Origin of the sequence: Micromonospora sp. NPDC047620 (assembly GCF_043205005.1) — a bacterium.
In the GTDB taxonomy this organism is placed as follows: domain Bacteria; phylum Actinomycetota; class Actinomycetes; order Mycobacteriales; family Micromonosporaceae; genus Micromonospora.
In genome coordinates this window covers 287,111-306,515 of sequence record NZ_JBIDDG010000006.1, presented here as the reverse complement: position 1 = coordinate 306,515, position 19,405 = coordinate 287,111, and the positions used below count along the sequence as shown (strand labels likewise).

Genomic DNA, 19,405 nt, shown 5'->3' with positions numbered 1-19,405 from the left:
CCGCGCCGACTTCCGGACCGTGCCACCGTAGCGCCACCCACCGTCATCGGCGGGGCGTCGGCGGCCCACCACTTCTGTTTCTAACAGACGGATTTCGCGGGGTCGGCCGGAACGAGCAGGGGAATCAGCGGGTCGCCTCCGGGGACGGCGCCGTCGTGGGATCGGCGTTCTTCGGCTCGGCCTCGGGCGCCAACTCCCGGCAGAAGTCGTCGACGTTCTCCCGGCCGCCCGCCGCGGTCACCACGCCGGCGTACGCGGGGCTGTCCAGCGCCTTCTCCCGCTGGGCCGGCGGCTTGGCCAGGTACGCCTGGCAGAGCCCCCACATCTGGTCGGTGCGCTGCTCCGACGGTCGTGGCCCGCCACCGCCCGGAACGCCGGGGGTGGCCGCACCGGACGTGGGGGCGGCGGACGGGCCGCGCGAGCCGTCGGTGGGCGCGTCGGAGGGGGTGCCGCCACTGCCGGTGGCGCCGGTCGACCCGCCCTGCTCCGTACCCGTGGTGGCAGATGCCGGCGTGGCCGGGCGCGGCGGCGGGGCCGGGTCGTCGGGACGGTCCAGGGTGACGGCCGCGAAGGCGGCGCCCGCCGTCGCGGTGACCGCGATTCCGGCGGCCCAGGCCACGGCACCGGCGGTGAACCGGCGTCCACGCGGTGGCCGCGTCGCGGCGATGGTGGCGGGCGCGGCGGCGCGGGCGGCCCGGAAGGCTGCCAACGCAGCCTCCTCGCCGGCCAGTTCGCCGGGGCGGGCGGGGGCCGCCGCGGCCGAGAGCAGCCGGGCGAGCGACTCCGGGTCGGCGGCGGGCGAGCCGGCGCGCGCGGCGTCGAGCAGCCGGTCGGACTCGGCCCGGTCAGCGGGCCGCTCGCTCCGGCGGAAGGTCATCTGATTCCCCTCACGTCAACCGTCCGCCGGCTCGGCGTGCGGCGCCTGCCGCCGACCGGCGCGCGGACGCGGCGGGGTGGCTGCCTCGGGGCCGGCCGGCGGCTGGGACAGGTCGTAGCGTGCCATCAGGGCGGCGAGGCGGCGCAGACCCCGGTGGGCGGCGGTGCGCACGGCACCGGGCCGGCGGCCGAGCACCCGCCCGGCGGTCTCGGCATCCAGCCCGATGACGGCGCGGAGCAGGACCGCCTCGGCCTCGCGGGGCGGCAGGGTGGCGATCAACGCCAGCGCCGCCTCGGTGCCGATGGTCTCGCCCGCCCGTTCGGCGGTGTCGGCGTCGCCGGCCAGCTCGCTGAGCGCCTGCACCGGCACCGGCAGCGACGGACGGCGGCGTTGCCGCCGCAGGTGGTCCATGGCCCGGTTGCGGGCGATGGTCACCGTCCAGGCCCGGAACTCGCCGCCCGTGAAGCTGGGCAGGTCGCGGGAGATCTGCAGCCACGTCTCCGAAGCGACATCCTCGGCGTCGGCGCCGACCAGGGCGGTCAGGTACCGCAGCAGACCGGGCTGGAGGCTGCGGTAGAGGAAGCGGAAGCCGTCCTCGTCGCCGGCCTGCGCCGCCGCGACCGCGTCGTTCAGCTCAGCGGACACGGGACCGCCGCCCCCGCTTCCCGGACGCGCCGGGGTGGCGCACGCCGACCCGGACGTGCGCGACGCCAGCACGGTCCGGCACCCGGACCTGATCCCGCACCTCAGCCCCCCGCTGACCTGGTCACGCCCGGGACCGCAGCGGCCCGGACGGTAGTTCTGGACTCTCGCCACGGCGGCACGGCCGGCGGTGTGGCGCCGGCGACGCCGTGGGGCGGGCCCGAGTCGGACTAACGGTAGGAGCACCGGGCCGATCGGACAAGTCGGCCCCGGTCGGCAAAAGAGTGAGAATTATCTACCTGATCGGGTGGTGGGTCGCCGTAACGCGGCGCGCGCCCGGGACGCTGCGCCCGCGCAGGCCCGCGGCGGAGGGGCGTTCGTCCAGCGTACGTTGGCGACGGGCGGATCTCGTCACGGGGCGTCCCCGGGCGATCACACCATATCGGAGGCGACCGTCGGCACACAGCCCCCCGTGGGGCGGCCCGCGCCGGTGGGCCGGTCCGCTCACCGCGCGCCGTTCTCCGCCGCTCTGGGTACGGTGGTGCTGTGTTGTCACCGGAGGTCGTACTCAGCGGTCGGTACCGCCTGGACGAGCGTGTCGCCACGGGCGGCATGGGCGACGTCTGGCGGGCCAAGGACCTCGTCCTCGGCCGTCAGGTCGCGGTCAAGGTCCTGCTGCCCGCCCTGGTCTCCGACCCCGACTTCATCGCCCGCTTCCGCGCCGAGGCACGGATCATGGCCGCCCTGCGGCACCCCGGCATCGTCCAGGTCTTCGACTGTGGAGAGGACGACCTGCCCGACGGCGGCCGGGCCGACTACCTGGTCATGGAGTTCGTGAGCGGCCAGCCACTGTCCAAGCGGATCGAGGCCGCCGGCCGGCTCGACGTCGGCGAGACGATGGCGATCGTGGCCCAGGTCGCGCAGGCTCTGCACGCCGCGCACCTCGGCGGGATCGTGCACCGCGACGTCAAGCCGAGCAACCTGCTGGTCCAGGAAAACGGCAGCGTGGTGCTGGTCGACTTCGGCGTGGCCCGGTCGACGAACGTCACGAGCATCACCAGCACCAACGCGGTGCCCGGCACCGCGCTCTACATGGCGCCCGAGCAGGCCGCCGGCCGGCCGGTCTCGGGTGCCACCGACATCTACGCCCTCGGCGCCGTCGCCTACTGCTGCCTGAGCGGCAGCCCGCCGTTCACCGGCGACAACCCGCTCCAGGTCGCCGTCCGGCACCTCGACGACGAGCCGCCGGAGCTGTCGCACGACATCCCGGAGGCCGTTCGCGCGCTGGTCTCCCGCGCCCTGGCCAAGGATCCGGCCGACCGGTTCAGCAGCGGGGCCGCGATGGCCCAGGCCGCCCGCGCCGCGGTCTCCGACCCGTCGGCGGCGACCGCCATGGTGCCCGCCCCCGGCGTCGCCGCGCTGCGCGGCGCCGACCCGGGCACCCGCACCGACGTCCCGGTCGTGCCGGCGGCCGGGCGGAAGAAGCGCCGCGGCCCCCTGGTGGGCGCGGCCGCGGCGGTGCTGGTGGCGTTGGCGGGCCTCGGCGCGGCGCTCGGCGCGACGAGCGACGCCGACGCGCCCGCGGTGAAGGTGCCGAAGACGACGGCGCCGGCCGCCGTGCCGAGCGCGGAGGCGCCGACCGAGCAGGAGCAGAACCCGGACCGGGGTCGGCCGTTCCGGCCCGCCGGGTCCACCTCCAGCCCGTCGCCGTCGGCCACCGTGCCGCCGGAGTCGCCCCAGCCGAGCCAGACGGCCGGCCCGGAATCCCCGGAGCCGACGGGCAGCACGGATCCGACGCCCAGCGACGGCTCTTCTTCCGACCCGCCGACGGGGCCCACGCCCCCGGCGCCGACCGGCACGCAGAGCACGCCGACGGACGACACGAACAACCCGGGTGGCGGGGGCGGCGGCGCGGCGACGGGCCGTTCGGCCTGATCTCGGCACCCGTGCCGCCGCGCCCCCGGCGGGCGATCCCGCCGTTCGGGGCTCACGGTGACGCACTGCCGACACTGCGCGTACCCCGGCAGCGCCGGTAATCCCAAAACGGACTTACGGGCACAGATATCGCTCTAGGCTCCAAGCAGGTTGTTTCCGTCTGCCTCGGGAGTCCGGGTGAGCGTTGAGAAGTTGGTCGTCATCGGCCAGGGGTACGTCGGCCTGCCACTGGCCATGCGGGCCGTCGAGGCCGGCCTGGACGTGATCGGCCTGGACGTCGACTCCGACCGGGTCAAGCGGCTCGCGTCGGGCGAGTCGTTCGTCGAGGACATCCCCGCCGACCGGCTGGGCCGGGCGCTGGCCAGCGGCCGGTACCACCCGAGCACCGAGTACGCCGACGCCGAGGGCTTCGACATCTGCGTGATCACGGTGCCCACGCCGCTGCGCGACGGCACGCCCGACCTCAGCTTCGTCGAACAGGCCGGCATCGGCATCGGCCCGTACGTCCGGCCGGGCTGCGCGGTGGTGCTCGAGTCGACCACCTACCCCGGCACCACGGAGGAACTGCTGCGCCCGCTGCTGGAGTCGGCCAGCGGGCTGCGCAGTCCGGGCGACTTCCACCTCGGCTACAGCCCAGAACGGATCGACCCGGGCAACCAGACGTGGCGGCTGGAGAACACCCCGAAGGTCGTCTCCGGGGTGGACGCGGACTCCCTCGCCCGGGTGGACGGGTTCTACCGGCGGATCGTGGAGCGGACCGTGCCGGTGGGCTCCACCCAGGTGGCCGAGCTGACCAAGCTGATCGAGAACACCTTCCGCCAGGTCAACATCGCCCTGATCAACGAGCTGACCATGCTCTCCCACCACCTGGACATCGACGTCTGGCAGGCGATCGAGGCGGCCGAGACGAAGCCGTTCGGATTCATGCCGTTCCGGCCCGGCCCCGGCGTCGGCGGGCACTGCCTGCCGATCGACCCGTGCTACCTGTCCTGGCAGGTCAAGCGGCGCCTCGGGCGGCAGTTCCGGTTCATCGAGCTGGCCAACGACGTCAACCACGAGATGCCCGAGCACGTGGCGCAGCGGATCATGGGCGGGCTGAACCGGACCGGCCGCACGATCAGCGGGGCCCGGCTGCTGCTGCTCGGGCTGGCGTACAAGAGGAACACCGGCGACATGCGCGACTCCCCCGCGGTCGACGTGGCCCGCCGCCTGCAGGCGCTCGGCGCGGACGTGCGGGCGGTGGAGCCGTACGCCGAGCCGCACCACATCCCCGGCGGGGTCCTCGTGGTGGAGCTGACCGAGCGGGAGATCCGGGCGGCGGACGCGGTGGTGGTGGTCACCGACCACGACGTCTTCGACTACGACCTGGTCGTCCGGCACGCCCGGTACGTCTTCGACTCCCGCAACCGGTGCTCCGGGCCGGTGGTGGAGCACCTCTAGACCCGGCACCGCTGGCCGGTCCCGCCACCCGGGCGGGCGACGGGACCGGCCGGCGGATGTCACTGCTCGCCGAGCGCCTCGACCACCGGCCGGGCCAGCGCCCGGCGGGCCGGCAGCACCGAGGCCGCCAGGGCGGCCACGACGGCGACCCCGAGGATCAGCCCGAGCTGGCCCAGTGGCAGCACCAAGGCGAAGTCCCCGCTGATCCGGGCCAGCAGGGCCATCGCGGCGGCGCTGACGCCGGTGCCGAGGCCGACCCCGAGCAGCGCGCCGACCAGCGCCATCAGCACCGCCTCGACGGCCAGCACGGCCCGCATCCGGCCCCGGGTCAGGCCCACCGCCCTCAGCACGGCGTTCTCCCGGGTCCGCTCCACGACCGACAGGCTCAGCGTGTTCGCCACCCCGACCAGCGCGATCACCACGGCCAGGCCGAGCAGCGCGGTGACGAACGCGAGCAGCATGTCGACCGTGCTGGTGAGCATCTTCTTGTACGCCCCCTGGTCCATCAGGTTGGCCGTCGGGTAGCGGGCGACCACCGCCTCGATGGCGGCCCGGGCCTGGTCGGCGGTGACGCCGTCGGCGGGGTCGATCTCGGCCAGGTAACCCCGCTCGGCGGGGAAGAGCGCGGTGAAGTCGGCGTCGACCACGTCGATCACGTGACCGGCCGGGACGGAGCTGCCGGCCAGGACCGGCCCGTCGTCGGTGACGACCGCGGCCACCCGGAACGACCGGCCCCGCACGGTGACGGTGGAGTCGGTCGTCCAGCCCCGCGCCTCCGCCAACTCCCGGTGCACCAGCACCGACCCGGGCGCGAGCCCGTCGACGTCGCCCGCCACGACCCCGGTCAGCGTCCGGCCGACCAGGGCGGGATGGGCGGCCCGGACCTCGACGTCGGCGGTGACGGCGCTGCGCTGCTCGTGCACCACCGCCAGCTCGGGCCGGGCGCGCAGCTCGCCGACGAGCGGCGCGGGCAGGTCGCCGCCGATCGCGGTGACCAGCCAGTCGACCCCGATCTCGGCGTCCACGCTGCGCTCGATGCCGTCCTTGGTGCTGCGCGCACCCACCACGAACGCCGACACCAGCCCGATGCCGATGACCAGGGCGGTCGCGGTCGCCGCGATGCGGCGCGGGTTGCGTACCGCGTTGGCCACGGCCAGGCCGGCGGTGGCGCCGAACAGCTTCCGGGCGGGCCAGCCCAGCACCCGCACCAGTGCCGGGACGAGCACCGGCCCGAACAGCACGATGCCGAAGAAGGTCAGCACCCCGCCGAGCGCCACCAGCACCACCTGGACGGCGGACGCGGCCAACACCAGCGCCGCGATGCCGGCGACGAAGACCAGCGCACCGACGGCGAGCCGGAGCCGGCCGGCGCCGCGGGCGGGCTGGACCGCCGCGTCGGTGAGCGCGGCAACCGGCGGCACGCGGGTGCCCCGCCACGCGGGCAGCAGGGCGGCGCCGACCGTGATCGCGGTGCCCAGCAGCAGGCTGAGCAGCACGGTCGGGGCGGTGAGGGTGAGCCCGCCGGAGACCGGCGCGTCCAGCCGCGTCATGAGCTGGTTCATGCCGCCGGCCAGGGCGACGCCCAGCAGCACGCCGGCCGCGGAGGCGGCGGCGCCGATCACGGCGGACTCCAGCAGCGCCGCCCGGAACAGCTGCCCCCGGGTCGCGCCGACGAGCCGCAGCAACGCCGTGCGCCGGGTCCGCTGGGCGAGCACGATGGCGAAGGTGTTGGCGATGACGAACCCGGCGACCACCACCGCGACCCCGGCGAAGGTCAGCAGCACCATGTTGAACTGCTGCAGGTCGCGGACCGCGTCCTCGACCGCGTCGTCAAGGATGCGCTGGCGCGTCTTGACGGTCGCGCCGGCTCCGGCCGCCTCGGCGGCCCGGTCGGCCAGCGCCGCGTCGGTCACGCCCGGGTCGGCGGCCACCATGATCCGGTCGTAGCCCCGCTGCCCGGTCACGGCCATGGCGTCCGCACCGACCAGGCCGATGAACGGGCCGCCGACGTCGCGAGGCGTGCCGGCCACGTCGACCGTGCCGACCAGGGTGTACGGGCGGGCCGCTCCCCCGCTGCCGCCGACCCGTACCGGCCCGCCGAGGGTGAAGCCCTCCTCGGCCACGGTGGGCGCGTCCAGCACCACCTCGCCGGGGCGGTCGGGCAGCCGCCCGGCCACCACGTCGTACGAGCGCAGCGCCGGGTCGACGGGGACCGCCGCGAGGACGGCGTAGCCGAGCACGGGGCGGTCGTCGGCGCCGACGATCCCGCCGGAGCCGAGCAGTTCCCCCTCGGCGGCGGCGACCCCGTCGAGCGCGCGCACCCGGTCGACCAGCGCGGTCGGCAGCGGGTCCTTGGTGGCGGAGTACACGGCCAGGTCGGTGTGCCGGTCGAACGTCCCGGCCCGGTCGTACGCTCCCGCACGCATCCCGTCGACGAAGATCAGCGTGCCGGCGATGAAGGCGACGCCGAGCACGATGGCCAGCGAGGAGAGCAGCAGGCGCAGCGCCTCGGCGCGGAGCTGGCGCAGGGTCAGCCGGATCACCGGGCCACCGCCTCGCGGCCGGCGGCCGGCACGCGCGCCGAGTCGAGGCCGGCAAGGGTGTCGAGCACCCGCTCGGCGGTCGGCGCGGTGAGGTCCCGCACCGGCCGGCCGTCGGCCAGGAAGACCACCCGGTCGGCGTGCGCGGCGGCCGTCGGGTCGTGGGTGACCATGATCACGGTCTGGCCGAGGGTGTCGACGGCCTCGCGGAGCAGGCGCAGCACCTCCGCGCCGGAGCGCGAGTCCAGGTTGCCGGTCGGCTCGTCGGCGAAGATCACCCACGGCTTGGTGATCAGCGCGCGGGCGACCGCCACCCGCTGCTGCTGCCCGCCGGAGAGCTCGGCCGGCCGGTGGCCGAGCCGGTCGGCCAGCCCCACCGCGGCGACGACCTGACGCAGCCAGGCCCGCTCCGGCCGGCGGCCGGCGATCGCCAGCGGCAGCACGATGTTCTCCTCGGCGGTCAGCGCCGGCAGCAGGTTGAACTTCTGGAACACGAAGCCGACCCGGTCGCGGCGCAGCAGGGTGAGCCGCTTGTCGTCGAGCCGGGAGAGGTCGGCGTCGCCGATGCGTACGCTGCCCGCGGTGGGACGGTCCAGGCCGGCGAGGCAGTGCATCAGGGTGGACTTGCCGGAGCCGGACGGGCCCATGATGGCGGTGAACCGGCCGGCGGCGAAGTCGACGTCGACGCCGTCGAGGGCGACGACGGCGGCCTGGCCGGCGCCGTACCGCTTGGACAGGCCGCGGGCGGAGACCGCGACGCCGGCGGTGGCGTGCGCGGGAGGTGCGACGGACACGTGGAGCTCCCCGTGGAGATCGTGACTGGGACGTCTCCGACGCTATGGGGGCGGCGGCCCGCGGGCGTCCACCCACGCGCTCGACCCCGCTGCGACCACAGGCGGCCCTGACGGGGCGGACCCGTACGACCTGAGTCGTACGCCGGCTCAGCCGCCCGGGGTGACCAGGCCGCTCTCGTACGCCAGCACCACCGCCTGCACCCGGTCGCGGAGCTGGAGCTTGGCCAGGATCCGCCCGACGTGCGTCTTCACGGTCGCCTCGGCGACGTGCACCCGGGCGGCGATCTCGGCGTTGGAGAGCCCCTGCGCCACCAGCAGGAGGATCTCCCGTTCCCGTTCGGTGAGCTGGGCGAGGCGCGGGTCCTCGGCGGGGCCCGGGCCGAGCCGGCCGGCGAAGCGGTCGAGCAGCCGGCGGGTGATGGACGGGGCGACCACGGAGTCGCCCTGGGCGACCACCCGGATGGCGGCGAGCAGCTCCTCCGGCGGGACGTTCTTGAGCAGGAAGCCGCTGGCGCCGGCCTGGAGCGCGGCGAAGGCGTCCTCCTCGGTGTCGAAGGTGGTGAGCACGAGGACGCGGGGCGACCCGGCGGGACGGTCCTGGCAGATCCGGCGCGTCGCCTCCACCCCGTCCATGGTCGGCATCCGGACGTCCATCACCACCACGTCGGCCTCGACCCGGGCCAGCACCCGCAGCGCGTCGGCGCCGTCGATCGCCTCGCCGACGACCTCCAGGTCGGGCTGGGAGTCCAGCACCATCCGGAAGCCGGCGCGGACCAGCGCCTGGTCGTCCACGATCACCACGCGGACCGTCATGCCGCCATCACCTCCGTCGTCCCGGGCGTCGACGGTAGCGGCAGCCGCGCCTCGACCTGCCAGCCCCCGGCCAGTCGCGGGCCGGCGGTGAGGCTGCCGTCGTACACGCTCACCCGCTCGCGCATGCCCACCAGGCCGTGCCCGCCGGACGGGGCCGGGCTGACCGGCGGGCGGCCGCGCCCGTCGTCGAGCACCCGGACCACCACGGCGTCGCGGGCATGGTCGAGGGTGACCTCGACGGCGGCGCCGACCCCGGCGTGCTTGAGCGCGTTGGTCAGCCCCTCCTGCACGACCCGGTAGAGGGTCAGCTCCAGCCCGGCCGGCAGCGGCACGGGCTGCCCGGTGACCGTGTGGCGTACCCGCAGGCCGGCGGCGCGGAACCGGTCGAGCAGGGCGGGCAGCTCGGTCAGCGCCAGCCGGCGGTGCTCCGGGTCGGCGGCCACCCCCGCGCCGTCGGGCTCGTCCGTCGGGCCGGGGCCGGCCGCCGCGTCGGGCGGGCTCGGCTCCCGCAGTACGCCGACCAGCCGGCGCATCTCCTCCAGCGCCTGGCGGCCGGTGTCGGCGACCACCTTCACCGCGTTCCTGGCGGTCTCCGGGTCGCGGTCGAGCATGAACCGCGCCCCGTCGGCCTGCACGATCATGACCGCCATGCTGTGCGCCACCACGTCGTGCAGCTCGCGGGCGATGCGGGTGCGCTCACCGGCGACGGCGGCGCGCGCCTCCGCCTCGCGTTCCCGCTCCAGGGTGGCGGCCCGCTCCTCCAGGCTGAGCACGTAGAGCCGGCGGGTCCGCACGTTGAGCGCGACCAGCCAGACCGCCCCGGTGACCAGCCCAATATAGATCGCGGTCGCCCACCAGGCGACGGTGCTCTCGGTCTGGAGGGCGGCGAGGATCACCCCGACGGCGGCGGTGATCCCGGCGAGGACGCCGTCGCGGAGCCGGTCGGCGTACTTCACGACGCTGTAGAGGGCGACCAGCACCGCGACGTCGAAGGCCAGTGGGCCCCAGCCGGCGAACACCTGGACCAGCGCGAGCACCGCCACGACGGCGGCGACCGCCGACGGGTGGGACCGGCGGAACAGCAGCGCCACCGCCATCGCGGCGCCGACGAGGGCGGCCTTCCACCCGCCGGGCTGGTTCACCAGGCCGGCGAGGCCGAAGAGCACCACCATGCCGACGACGAAGACGTCGAAGGCGACGCTGCGCAGCGGGCGGCCGAAGATCGTGCGGTTCACGGTCACCCAGCGTACGTGCCGCCGCCGCCCGCGGGTCACCGCGCGCCCGGCGGGACCACCCAGCCGGGTCAGGGGGCCAGCACGTCGCGCATCCGGTCGATCTCGACGGCCTGCTCGGTGGCGACGGAGTTGGCGAACTCCGACAGGGTGAGGTCGGCGCCGACCTTGAGAAGGTCGGTGGCCATCTGCACCGCGCCCCGGTGGTGCTCGGTCATCATCCGGACGAAGAGCCGGTCGAACTCAGCGCCCCGGGCGGCCGCGAGCTGGCGCATCGCCTCGGGCGACTGCATGCCCCGCATGGTCCCGTGGTCGTGCCCCGGCACGTCCGGGGAGAGCCCGCGGGTCTGCAGCCAGCCCCGCATCATGCCGATCTCCGGGCCCTGGCTGGCCCGGATCCGCTCGGCGAGGGCGCGCAGGTCCGGGTCGCCGGCGCGGTCCGGGGCCAGCGCGGCCATCTCCAGGGCCTGGGCGTGGTGCGGGATCATCATCCGGACGAACCAGACGTCCATGGAGTTGTGCCGGGACGTGGGGGCGGCGTCGCGCAGTTCCTCGGCGGGGCGGACCGCGGCGGCCTCCCCCGGGCGGCCCGGCACGATCACGGCGGGCCGGGCCGGATCGACGGGCGCCGAGGCCGAGGCGGAGGCGGCAACCGGCTGCGCGGGGGGCGCGGTCGAGTCCTCGCCGGACCGGGACAGGACGACGGCCACCACCGACACCACGAACACGGATGTGACGACGGCCAGGATCCGTGCGCGTCGGTTGGTCATGGGCCACTCCCCCGGTAGAGGTCACAGCGATCGTATCCATTGACGGAGACCCCAACATGTGACCCAGATCACATCGACGCATCTCATCGGACGGTAAGGTGTCGACAATCGTCACCCCCTTGCGAAGGGCCTCGCCGATGATCACACTTCGCACCCCGCGGGCCCGGCGGCTCACCACCGTGAGCCTGGCCGCGGCCGGCCTCCTCCTCGCCAGCGTCGCCACCGCCCCACCGGGGAATGCCGGGGTCGCGGCACCCTCGGCGCCCTCCGGCACGGTGGACACCACCTACACCATCCCCGGCGTCGACGAGATCGTCAGCAGCCCCAACCTCCGGCAGGTCGCCAACCTGCCGAAGCAGGCCCCGCTGGACGCCACGAACAGCGACCTCGCCTTCCAGGGCCGCTACGCCTTCGCCGGCAACTACAACGGGTTCGTCGTCTACGACATCTCCCGGCCGACCGCGCCGACGGTCGTGTCGCAGGTCTACTGCCCCGGGTCGCAGAACGACATCTCCGTCCACGGCGACCTGCTCTTCCTCTCCACCGACGCGGCCCGCAGCGACGACTCCTGCAACAGCACCGGATCGTCGGCGACGGTCAAGGAGTCCTGGGAGGGCATCAAGGTCTTCGACATCAGCGACAAGGCCAACCCGCGCTACATCAAGGCGGTGGAGACGGCCTGCGGCTCGCACACGCACACCCTCGTGCCGGGCACGGACCGCAAGACGGTCTACCTGTACGTCTCGTCGTACAGCCCCCGGGCGGAGTTCCCGGACTGCCAGCCGCCGCACGACTCCATCTCCATCGTCAAGGTGCCGCTGAAGAAGCCCACCGACGCGGCGGTCGTGGCCACGCCGAACCTCTTCCCGGACGGCGGCTACGAGGGCCGCCCGGGCGGGTCGGCGACCACCGGCTGCCACGACATCACCGCGTACCCGGAGAAGAACCTGGCCGCCGGCGCCTGCATGGGTGACGGCATCCTGATGGACATCTCGAACCGGGAGGCCCCGCGGGTCATCAACCAGGTCCGCGACACGGTCAACTTCGCGTTCTGGCACTCGGCCACGTTCAACAACTCCGGCACCAAGGTGATCTTCACCGACGAGCTGGGCGGCGGCGGCGCGGCCACCTGCAACGAGGCGATCGGTCCCAACCGGGGCGCCGACGCCATCTACGACATCACCGGTAGCGGCGACGCCCGGACGATGGTCTTCCGCAGCTACTACAAGATCCCCCGGCCCAACGCCGACACCGAGAACTGCGTGGCGCACAACGGCTCGCTGATCCCGGTACTCGGGCGCGACATCATGGTCCAGGCGTGGTACCAGGGCGGCATCTCGGTCTTCGACTTCACCGACTCGGCCAACCCCCAGGAGATCGCCTTCTGGGAGCGGGGCCCGCTGTCGGCCGAGCGGCTGACCGGCGGTGGCTCCTGGTCCGCGTACTACTACAACGGCTACATCTACTCCAACGACATGCAGAAGGGTTTCGACGTCCTGAAGCTGACCGACTGGCGGACCTGGACGGCGAACCTCGTCCGGTACCGCGAGCTGAACGTGCAGACCCAGCCCAGCTACCTCGGCTGGTAGTCGCACAGCGCGCCGACGGGCCCGGCCCCCACCTCGGGGGCCGGGCCCGCCCGCGTTCCGGGTGCGGCCAGTTCCCTCGCCGGGGACGTGCGGACGCTCAGCTCACCGGGAGCTGGTAACGCCGCTCGCCGCCGCCGGTCGCGGTGGTCAGCCGGACCTCGCCGCTGCGCAGGCCGTACGTCACCGACCAGCGGGTGTGCGACTGGCGTACGTCGTTGAGGATCTCGAACGCCGCCGGGGCGTCCGCCGTGCCGCCCGTCCGGTCGAGGGCCGCGGCGATCACGCCGTAGCGGTGGTCGGCCCGGCGACGCTGCTCGTCCACCCCGACGACCGGCACGTTGGTCAGCGCCCGCCAGTCGCCCCGCCCCTTCTCGACCGACATCTTCCCGTCGACGAACTCGACCACGGCCGACGCCCCGGTCGCGTCGGCGAGCAGGTAGTGCAGGGGCGGCCCGTCGGTGAAGTCGAGGTTGTACCGCTCGAACACGGCCACCGCCTCGTCCACCGTGGCCGCCTGGTCGAGCACCAGGCGCTGGATGCGGACCGACCCGACGGTGGCCTTGCCCGGGACGGCGACGGCCTTCGCGCCGTCGTCGGCGGCCAGCCCGATTGCCAACCCCCGCTCGTTCATCCCGTCGAACGGCAGCAGCGGCGCGTTGAGCAGCCGCCGGTCGCCGGTCGGGTCGGGGCCCACCCCGAGGTAGGACATGTCCACCACCGAGATCGAGGCGTACCCGTCGGGAGGGTCGGTGCGCAGCACCAGCGCCGGGTTGGCGTCCCAGTCGAAGTTACGGGCGAACAACGGCCGGGACGGGTCGCCGGTGGCGGCGAAGAGGGAGCAGCCGAACGCCTTCGCCGGGCGCGCGTCGGTGCCGACCGTGGCGTCGTACGCCCCGACGTAGGTCATCTCGTACATCGGAAGGTCGTTGACCTTGCGCAGGCTGGCCAGGGTCTTCTCGACCTCGCCCGGCTCCTGCCGGGAGGCGCTGGGCGTGCCGGCGGGCGTCGCTGCTCCCGGCGGCGCCGGCGGACCGGACTCCACACTGGAACAGGCGGTCACGGCGAGCAGCAGGGCGACACCGGCGCCCAGGAGAGTCCTCCGCATATCCACTGGACGCTAGGGCAGGAATCGAGGGTTGTCCACCGCCCGATCGGTCGCCCCGGCGCGGGACCGGCGACCCGGACGGTCAGCCGGCGGGGATCCGGCCGAGCTGCTCCCGGATCGCCTCGTCGGTCAGCGCCGGGCGGCCGCCCGGGTGGCCGACGGTGGCGCCGGCGGCCGCCACGGCACAGCGGGCGACCCGGTCGCGGGGCTCGCCGCGCAGCAGGCCGACGGTCAACGCGGCGACGAACGCGTCCCCGGCGCCGGTGCTGTCCACCGTGGGTGTCCGGCTCAACGGCAGGAACAGCTCGCCGTCCGGCCAGACGAACGCGTTGCCCTCCCCGGCCACCTCGATCGCCAGCAGGGACGGGCCGCGCCGCAGCAGCTCGCGCCCGGCGGCGAGCCCACCCTCGGCGTCCCGCGGCGCGTCGCCGGTGATCAGCTCGACCTCCTGCGCGTCGGCCCGCAGCACGTCGGCGAGGGCGAGCAACTCGTCGGCGTCGGCCGGGTCGGTCGGGGCGCCGTCGAGCACGGCCAGCCGGCCGGCCTCCCGGGCGGTCCGGGCCGCGACCAGGGCGGCGCGCCGGCTGTTGCAGCTGCACCAGGACGGCCCGCGCGGCGCGCAGCGCGTCGGCGGCCCCCGCCACGTCGTCCGGGCCGAGCAGGGTGGCCTCGGGCAGGTCCTCCAGGTAGCGCCAGCGGGCCTCCGCGTCGACCACGTCGACGATGAGACCGGTCGGGGTGCCCGGCCGGCGCTGCACCCGCTCGACGTCGATCCCGTCGGCCCGCGCCTGCGCCAGCAGCCGCTCCCCCACCTCGTCGTCGCCGACCACGCCGAGCAGCCCGACCGACGCGCCGAGCTGGGCGAGCCCGACGGCCTGGTTGGCCCCCTTGCCGCCGAGCAGCTCGCGTCGGCGCCGCACGAGAGCGCTGCCGCCGGCCTCCGGCACCTCGTCGAGCAGCAGCACGAGGTCCCGCGCCACCTGCCCGACCACCACCACGTCCAGTTCCGTCATGGCTCCGGTGTTACCCCCGGCCCGATCTTCCACGCTCATAGGGGGCACGCCGACCGGCACCGGCCCGATCTCCGACGGTGAGCATGGCCCATACGGTCGACGCTGGCACGGTGCCAGAGTCAACCCGAGGCGTCGCCTCACCCCGGCAGCGGGGCCTCGTCGCCCCGGGTGCGGCGCGGGCCGACCAGGCGGCGCACCATCGGCGCGGCGTTCCACTTCGCCGCGCCCACCAGGTCCCGGGCGTGCTCCAGCACCGTGTAGTCGGGCTGGGCCCGGCCGGCCGCGAGCGCCCGGTCGAGGTCGTTGCCGCAGCGGGTGAGCACGCTGTCGAAGTCGCGGCGGACCGGTTCCAGCAGGTGGTAGCCGAACGACCGGTGCAGTCGGGCGAAGAGCGGCTTGTACAGCCGGGCCCGCTCGTGCAGGCCGGACGAGTACGACATCGGGTTCTTCGGCCGACGCCGGACGTAGTCGGGCAGCACGTCGGCGAAGGCCCGCCGGACGATCCACTTCTCCTGCCCCTCGCGCATCTTCAGCCCGATCGGCAGCCGCATCGCCAGCTCCACCACGCTCAGGTCGAGGAACGGCACGCGGGCCTCCACCCCGTGCCCCATGCTGGTCCGGTCGACGCGCTGCAACTCCGTACGGCAGAGGTTGCGGATCTTGTGCAGGAAGAGCCGGCGGGACGCCTCGGGGCCGACCTCGTGGTACATCGGGTAGCCGCCGAACAGCTCGTCCGAGCCGTCCCCGGTCAGCACCACCTTCACGCCCAGCTCGCGCAGCCGGCGGAAGAGCGGCACGGAGACCACCGCGTTGATGATGTCGCCGTACTCGGTCAGCTCGGAGATCCGGATGGCCTCCCGGATGTCGGCCAGCCGGATGTCGCGCGGGCGCAGCTCGACCACCTCGTGCGGCACCCCCAGCTCCCGCGCCAACCGCCGCGCGTACGCCACGTCGGGGCTGTCCGGCACCCCGACGGTGACGGCGACGCAGTCGGGGTGCATGTCGCGCACGTGCAGCAGGGCCAGCGAGCTGTCCAGCCCGCCGGAGAGCACCACCCCGACGGTGAGGTCGGTGTCCACCCGCGTCCGGATGCTGTCGGTGAGGGCGGCACGGACGAGCAGGGCGGCCTCGTCCGGGTCGTCCACCACCGACAGTCCGTCGCCGAGGGTGAGCAGGTCGACGTACGCGTGCAGCCGGACCCGCCCGTCAGGCTCGGCCCAGCCGTGGTGTCCGGGCGGCACCTCGCCGATCGGGACGCCGTGCCCGACCAGCGCCTTCACCTCGCTGGCGACGTGCAGGCAGCCGGGCGTCCGGGCCCAGTACAGGGGCTTCACGCCGAGCGGGTCCCGGACCAGCCAGGCGCGGCCCGTGGCCCGTTCCACGACGGCGAAGGCGTACTCGCCGCGCAACCGGGTGACCATGCCCTCGCCCCACTGCAGGAACGCCGCGAGCACGACCTCCGTGTCGCTGGCGCTGCGGAAGCGGTGCCCGAGCCGGACCAGCTCCGCGCGCAGCTCGTGGTGGTTGAAGACCTCGCCGTTGTAGCAGAGCAGCCACCGCTCGTCGACGGAGGTCCACGGCTGCACGGCGCGCTCCCGGTCCACCACCTTCAACCGTCGGGTGCCGGCGAGCAGGCCGTTCTCGTAGCGGGCCTCGGTAACCTCGCCGCGGGGGGCCAGGACGGCGAGCATCCGCCGGAAGATCGCCGGGTCGGCCTCGGAGCCGAGGCTCAACGCGATACCGCACATCGACTCAGACCCCCATCTCGGCTTCGTACGCCCGGCGCAGCCGCCGGCCGCTGGCGGGCGCGAGGCACAGGTGCCACGCCTGCCCCTCGTCGACCACGTTGACCTCGCCGGCTCGCTGTCGGGCCAGCAGCAGTTCGGCGAGGGTGTCCCGGACGCCGAAGCGGCCGAACCACGCCAGCTCGACGTCGACCGCCCAGCCCATACAGTGGCCGCTGGGGACCATGGCGGCGTACCCGAGGCGACGCAGCCGGTGCTGGTGCTCGGCGCTGCGGACCAGGCTGTTCACCCACAGCGGCGGGGTGGCGGGCGGGGTGTTGGCGGCGAACTCCCGGCCGATGTCGTTGAGCAGCGCCACGACCTCCCGGCGGGCCCGCCGGAAGCGCAGCCCGGCGGTGCGCGGTGTGGCGTCGGGCCGCAGCCGGCGCCGGGCCGCCCGCATCCCGCGTCCGAACAGCGTCTTCGGCTGCTCGGTGTAGCAGAACCGAAGCAGGTCGCGGCGGCGCAGCCACTCCAGGTCGACCAGGTCGGGGCTGGCGTCGACCTGGACGTCGGTGAGGAAGGTCGGCGCGTCGCGCCACCACATCACGTCGACGCGGGAGAGCAGGTATATGCGGACCAGTGCGGTGAGGTCGGCGGCGGAGCTGCGCGGGTTGGGCTGGTAGCGGGCCATCTCCAGCAGCAGCGTCTCGCGGGCGCCGACGATCCCCTGGGGGGTGGCGTCGAGCACCGCGGCGATCGCGGGTTCGCGCAGCCGGTCGTCGATCAGCACCTGCCGCGCCGCCGTGCAGGACGCCCCGGCCAGGGCGCCCACCTCGACCAGCAGGTCGGCGACGGCCGCCCGGTAGGCGTCGAGGTCCGGCGCGGCGGGGCGGGGCGGCGTGCCGGGCACCCGCCGGCGGGCGCGGGCTGCGGGTGTGACGGAGGGCCCGGGCTGCTGCCCCGGACTTCGGCTGGGCACTCGCATGGTCGGGTCCTCTCTCCCGTCACGACATCACTGTGTGCATCGCCCTGCGCATACCGTAACCAGGCACGACGGGATAAGTACGAACAATCCTCTTATCTCCTCCTCAGGGGCGGCTCCGGGGCGTGGGCGGGCACGAACGGCTACGGCCGGGACGCGGCGCTCAACCGCTGCACCTCGGCGTACGAGGGCGGTTCCCGGTGCGGCGCAACGCCGGACCGGACGGCGTCCAGGGCGTCCAGGGCGGCGCCGAGCGCGGCCCGGAACAGCAGCGAGCCCGTGCTCACCCGGGCCACGCCGAGCGCCCGCAGCTCGTCGAGGGTGGGCCCGCCCGGGCGGTACAGCACGTTCAGCGGCAGGTCGATCCCCTCGACGAGGGCGCCGATGGTGTCGGTGTCCGGTGCCGCGGGCACGAAGATCCCGTCGGCACCGGCATCCGCGTACGCCCTGGCCCGGGCCAGGGCCGCCGGCAGCGGGTCGGGCGTCCCCAGCCACCACGTGTCGGTGCGGGCGTTGACGAACAGGGCCGGCGCCGCGGCCTTGACGGCGGCCACCTTGGCCGCGGTCAGTGCCGGCGGGTCGAGAGTGCCGTCGGCCCGGCCGTCCTCGATGTTGATCCCGACCACCCCGAGGGCGGCCAGCTCGGCCGCCAGGTCGGCCACGGCCGCCGGTTCGTCGGCGCAGCCCGCCTCCACGTCGACGCTCAGCAGCACCGGGAGGCCGCGCAGTGCCCGGGCCAGCCGGAGGTTCTCCGCCCGGGTGGCCGCCGCCGCGTCCGGCAGCCCGGCGGCGGCGGCCAACCCGAGGCTCGTGGTGCCGACCGCCGGGTATCCGCGCGCGGCGAACGCGGCGGCGCTGGCGTGGTCCCAGGCGTTGGGCAGCAGCAGCGGCCGGGCGGCGTGGTGCAGGGCGTGGAAGGCGGCGCAGCGCTCGTTCATCGGATTTCCACCTCGGCACTCGTCGGGACGCGCGACAGCGCGTGCGGTTGGTACGTCACCGGGGCGGCCGTCCGGCACCGGCGCCGCCGGATTCCTTCTTTTCCGCCGACCGTCGGCCCCGGCGTGCGGCACGGACCGGGTCGGACGGACGCGAGCCGGTCAGGCTCGGCCGCCGCCGGTCTCCGGTGCGGCGGCGGGCGCCAGGTCGGCCGGGGCGAGGCCGAGCGCGGCGGCCAGCGCGGGACCGCCGGCCGGGGTCAGCCGGACGGCCCGGCCACCGCCCCGGGTCAGCCAGCCCACCTCGAAGAAGCGGTCACACAGCGCGGCGCCCAGCGCACCGGCCAGGTGCGGGCGGCGTTCGGTCCAGTCGAGGCAGTCGCGCATCAGGGGGCGGCGGGCGACCCGCAGCGGCGCGACGGGCACCCCCAACTCGTCCAGCCAGCCCAGCCCGGCCGGGGTCAGCGCCAGGCCGTCGGCGTCGTCGAGCAGCCCGCGGTCGAGCATCGTGTCCCGCAGCAGCACGCCGAGGCGGCCGGCCAGGTGGTCGTAGCAGGTGCGGGCGTACGCCAGGGCGGCGTCGGCGCGGGCGGCGCGCAGCGAGCGGACGGGCTGGGGGCGCGCCGGCGCGTGGCCGGCCAGGTCCTCGATCAGCTGGGCCACCGAGGGACCGGCGAGCCGGACGTAGCGGTGCCGCCCCTGCCGCTGTTCGACCAGCAGCCCGCCCCGGACCAGGCGGGTGAGGTGGTCGCTGACGGTGGAGGGCGCCACCCCGGCGAGCCGGGCCAGTTCGCCGGCCGCCCACGCCCGGCCGTCGAGCAGGGCCAGGCAGATGCGGGCCCGGGTGTCGTCGGCGAGCAGGGCGGCGAGCCGGGCCAGGGTCGGGCCGTCCGTGGCGGTGGTGGTCACGGACCCATGCTGGCACGGGCACGCTCCGGTGCCCACCGAAGCGTCGCCCGCGCCTTTACAACGTTGTATCCAACGTTGTAGAAACGGACCCAGTGATCCAGG

Annotated in this window: 16 protein-coding genes and 1 pseudogene; 3 read left to right on the top strand and 14 right to left on the bottom strand. The window is 75.0% G+C overall.

What is annotated here, in order from left to right; all coding sequences use genetic code 11:
* Nucleotides 1-124: 124 nt before the first annotated feature.
* Nucleotides 125-877, bottom strand: coding sequence for a hypothetical protein (locus ACGF5C_RS09995; protein WP_393299083.1), 753 nt, complete (start codon nt 875-877; stop codon nt 125-127).
* Between the two features lie 15 nt (nt 878-892).
* Nucleotides 893-1,522, bottom strand: a complete 630-nt coding sequence (locus ACGF5C_RS09990; RefSeq protein ID WP_393299080.1) for an RNA polymerase sigma factor — start codon at nt 1,520-1,522, stop codon at nt 893-895.
* A gap of 543 nt (nt 1,523-2,065) precedes the next feature.
* Here ACGF5C_RS09990 and ACGF5C_RS09985 point away from each other — a divergent pair.
* Both ACGF5C_RS09985 and ACGF5C_RS09980 read left to right on the top strand, forming a co-directional pair.
* Nucleotides 2,066-3,454, top strand: a complete 1,389-nt coding sequence (locus tag ACGF5C_RS09985) for a serine/threonine-protein kinase (RefSeq protein ID WP_393299077.1) — start codon at nt 2,066-2,068, stop codon at nt 3,452-3,454.
* A gap of 177 nt (nt 3,455-3,631) precedes the next feature.
* Nucleotides 3,632-4,894: a nucleotide sugar dehydrogenase gene (locus ACGF5C_RS09980; protein ID WP_393299074.1), complete on the top strand. Its 1,263-nt coding sequence runs from the start codon at nt 3,632-3,634 to the stop codon at nt 4,892-4,894.
* Nucleotides 4,895-4,953: 59 nt separating this feature from the next.
* On the opposite strand, the gene ACGF5C_RS09975 is transcribed toward ACGF5C_RS09980, so the two are convergent.
* The 5 genes from ACGF5C_RS09975 to ACGF5C_RS09955 all read right to left on the bottom strand — a co-directional run bounded on the left by ACGF5C_RS09975 (nt 4,954) and on the right by ACGF5C_RS09955 (nt 11,043).
* Nucleotides 4,954-7,437 (bottom strand): ABC transporter permease, encoded by a 2,484-nt coding sequence (locus tag ACGF5C_RS09975; protein WP_393299071.1) that lies wholly within the window; start codon nt 7,435-7,437, stop codon nt 4,954-4,956.
* Nucleotides 7,434-8,228 carry an ABC transporter ATP-binding protein gene (locus ACGF5C_RS09970; protein WP_393299068.1) on the bottom strand — a complete coding sequence of 265 codons (795 nt, stop codon included), beginning with the start codon at nt 8,226-8,228 and terminating at the stop codon, nt 7,434-7,436. Before ACGF5C_RS09970 ends, ACGF5C_RS09975 begins: the two co-directional genes overlap by 4 nt.
* 147 nt (nt 8,229-8,375) lie before the next feature.
* A complete protein-coding gene (locus ACGF5C_RS09965; protein ID WP_393299065.1) occupies nt 8,376-9,041 on the bottom strand; it encodes a response regulator in 666 nt (221 codons plus the stop codon).
* The gene (locus ACGF5C_RS09960) at nt 9,038-10,282 is read right to left on the bottom strand and encodes a sensor histidine kinase (RefSeq protein WP_393299061.1); all 1,245 of its coding nucleotides are present in this window, start codon (nt 10,280-10,282) and stop codon (nt 9,038-9,040) included. The genes ACGF5C_RS09965 and ACGF5C_RS09960 overlap by 4 nt, the downstream gene beginning before the upstream one ends.
* 62 nt (nt 10,283-10,344) lie before the next feature.
* Nucleotides 10,345-11,043, bottom strand: a complete 699-nt coding sequence (locus ACGF5C_RS09955) for a DUF305 domain-containing protein (RefSeq protein ID WP_393299058.1) — start codon at nt 11,041-11,043, stop codon at nt 10,345-10,347.
* Between the two features lie 137 nt (nt 11,044-11,180).
* On the opposite strand from ACGF5C_RS09955, the gene ACGF5C_RS09950 reads away from it, so the two are divergent.
* Nucleotides 11,181-12,632: an LVIVD repeat-containing protein gene (locus ACGF5C_RS09950; RefSeq protein WP_393299055.1), complete on the top strand. Its 1,452-nt coding sequence runs from the start codon at nt 11,181-11,183 to the stop codon at nt 12,630-12,632.
* A 97-nt stretch (nt 12,633-12,729) separates the two neighbouring features.
* Here ACGF5C_RS09950 and ACGF5C_RS09945 read toward each other — a convergent pair whose 3' ends face one another.
* From ACGF5C_RS09945 to ACGF5C_RS09915, 7 genes and pseudogenes are all read right to left on the bottom strand, one after another.
* A complete protein-coding gene (locus tag ACGF5C_RS09945; RefSeq protein ID WP_393299052.1) occupies nt 12,730-13,737 on the bottom strand; it encodes a linear amide C-N hydrolase in 1,008 nt (335 codons plus the stop codon).
* An 82-nt stretch (nt 13,738-13,819) separates the two neighbouring features.
* Nucleotides 13,820-14,272, bottom strand: a complete 453-nt coding sequence (locus tag ACGF5C_RS09940) for a PfkB family carbohydrate kinase (protein ID WP_393299173.1) — start codon at nt 14,270-14,272, stop codon at nt 13,820-13,822.
* 208 nt (nt 14,273-14,480) lie between these two features.
* A pseudogene (locus ACGF5C_RS09935) lies at nt 14,481-14,750 on the bottom strand (PfkB family carbohydrate kinase); the annotation flags it as partial.
* Between the two features lie 137 nt (nt 14,751-14,887).
* Nucleotides 14,888-16,498, bottom strand: coding sequence for an asparagine synthetase B family protein (locus tag ACGF5C_RS09930; protein ID WP_393299049.1), 1,611 nt, complete (start codon nt 16,496-16,498; stop codon nt 14,888-14,890).
* Between the two features lie 4 nt (nt 16,499-16,502).
* Entirely contained in the window at nt 16,503-17,462 is a 960-nt protein-coding gene (locus tag ACGF5C_RS09925) for a DUF5715 family protein (protein WP_393299046.1), read from the bottom strand.
* A 140-nt stretch (nt 17,463-17,602) separates the two neighbouring features.
* The gene (locus ACGF5C_RS09920; protein WP_393299043.1) at nt 17,603-18,397 is read right to left on the bottom strand and encodes an isocitrate lyase/phosphoenolpyruvate mutase family protein; all 795 of its coding nucleotides are present in this window, start codon (nt 18,395-18,397) and stop codon (nt 17,603-17,605) included.
* 159 nt (nt 18,398-18,556) lie between these two features.
* On the bottom strand, nt 18,557-19,303 hold the full coding sequence (locus ACGF5C_RS09915; RefSeq protein ID WP_393299040.1) for an ArsR/SmtB family transcription factor: 747 nt from the start codon (nt 19,301-19,303) through the stop codon (nt 18,557-18,559).
* Nucleotides 19,304-19,405 lie beyond the last annotated feature (102 nt).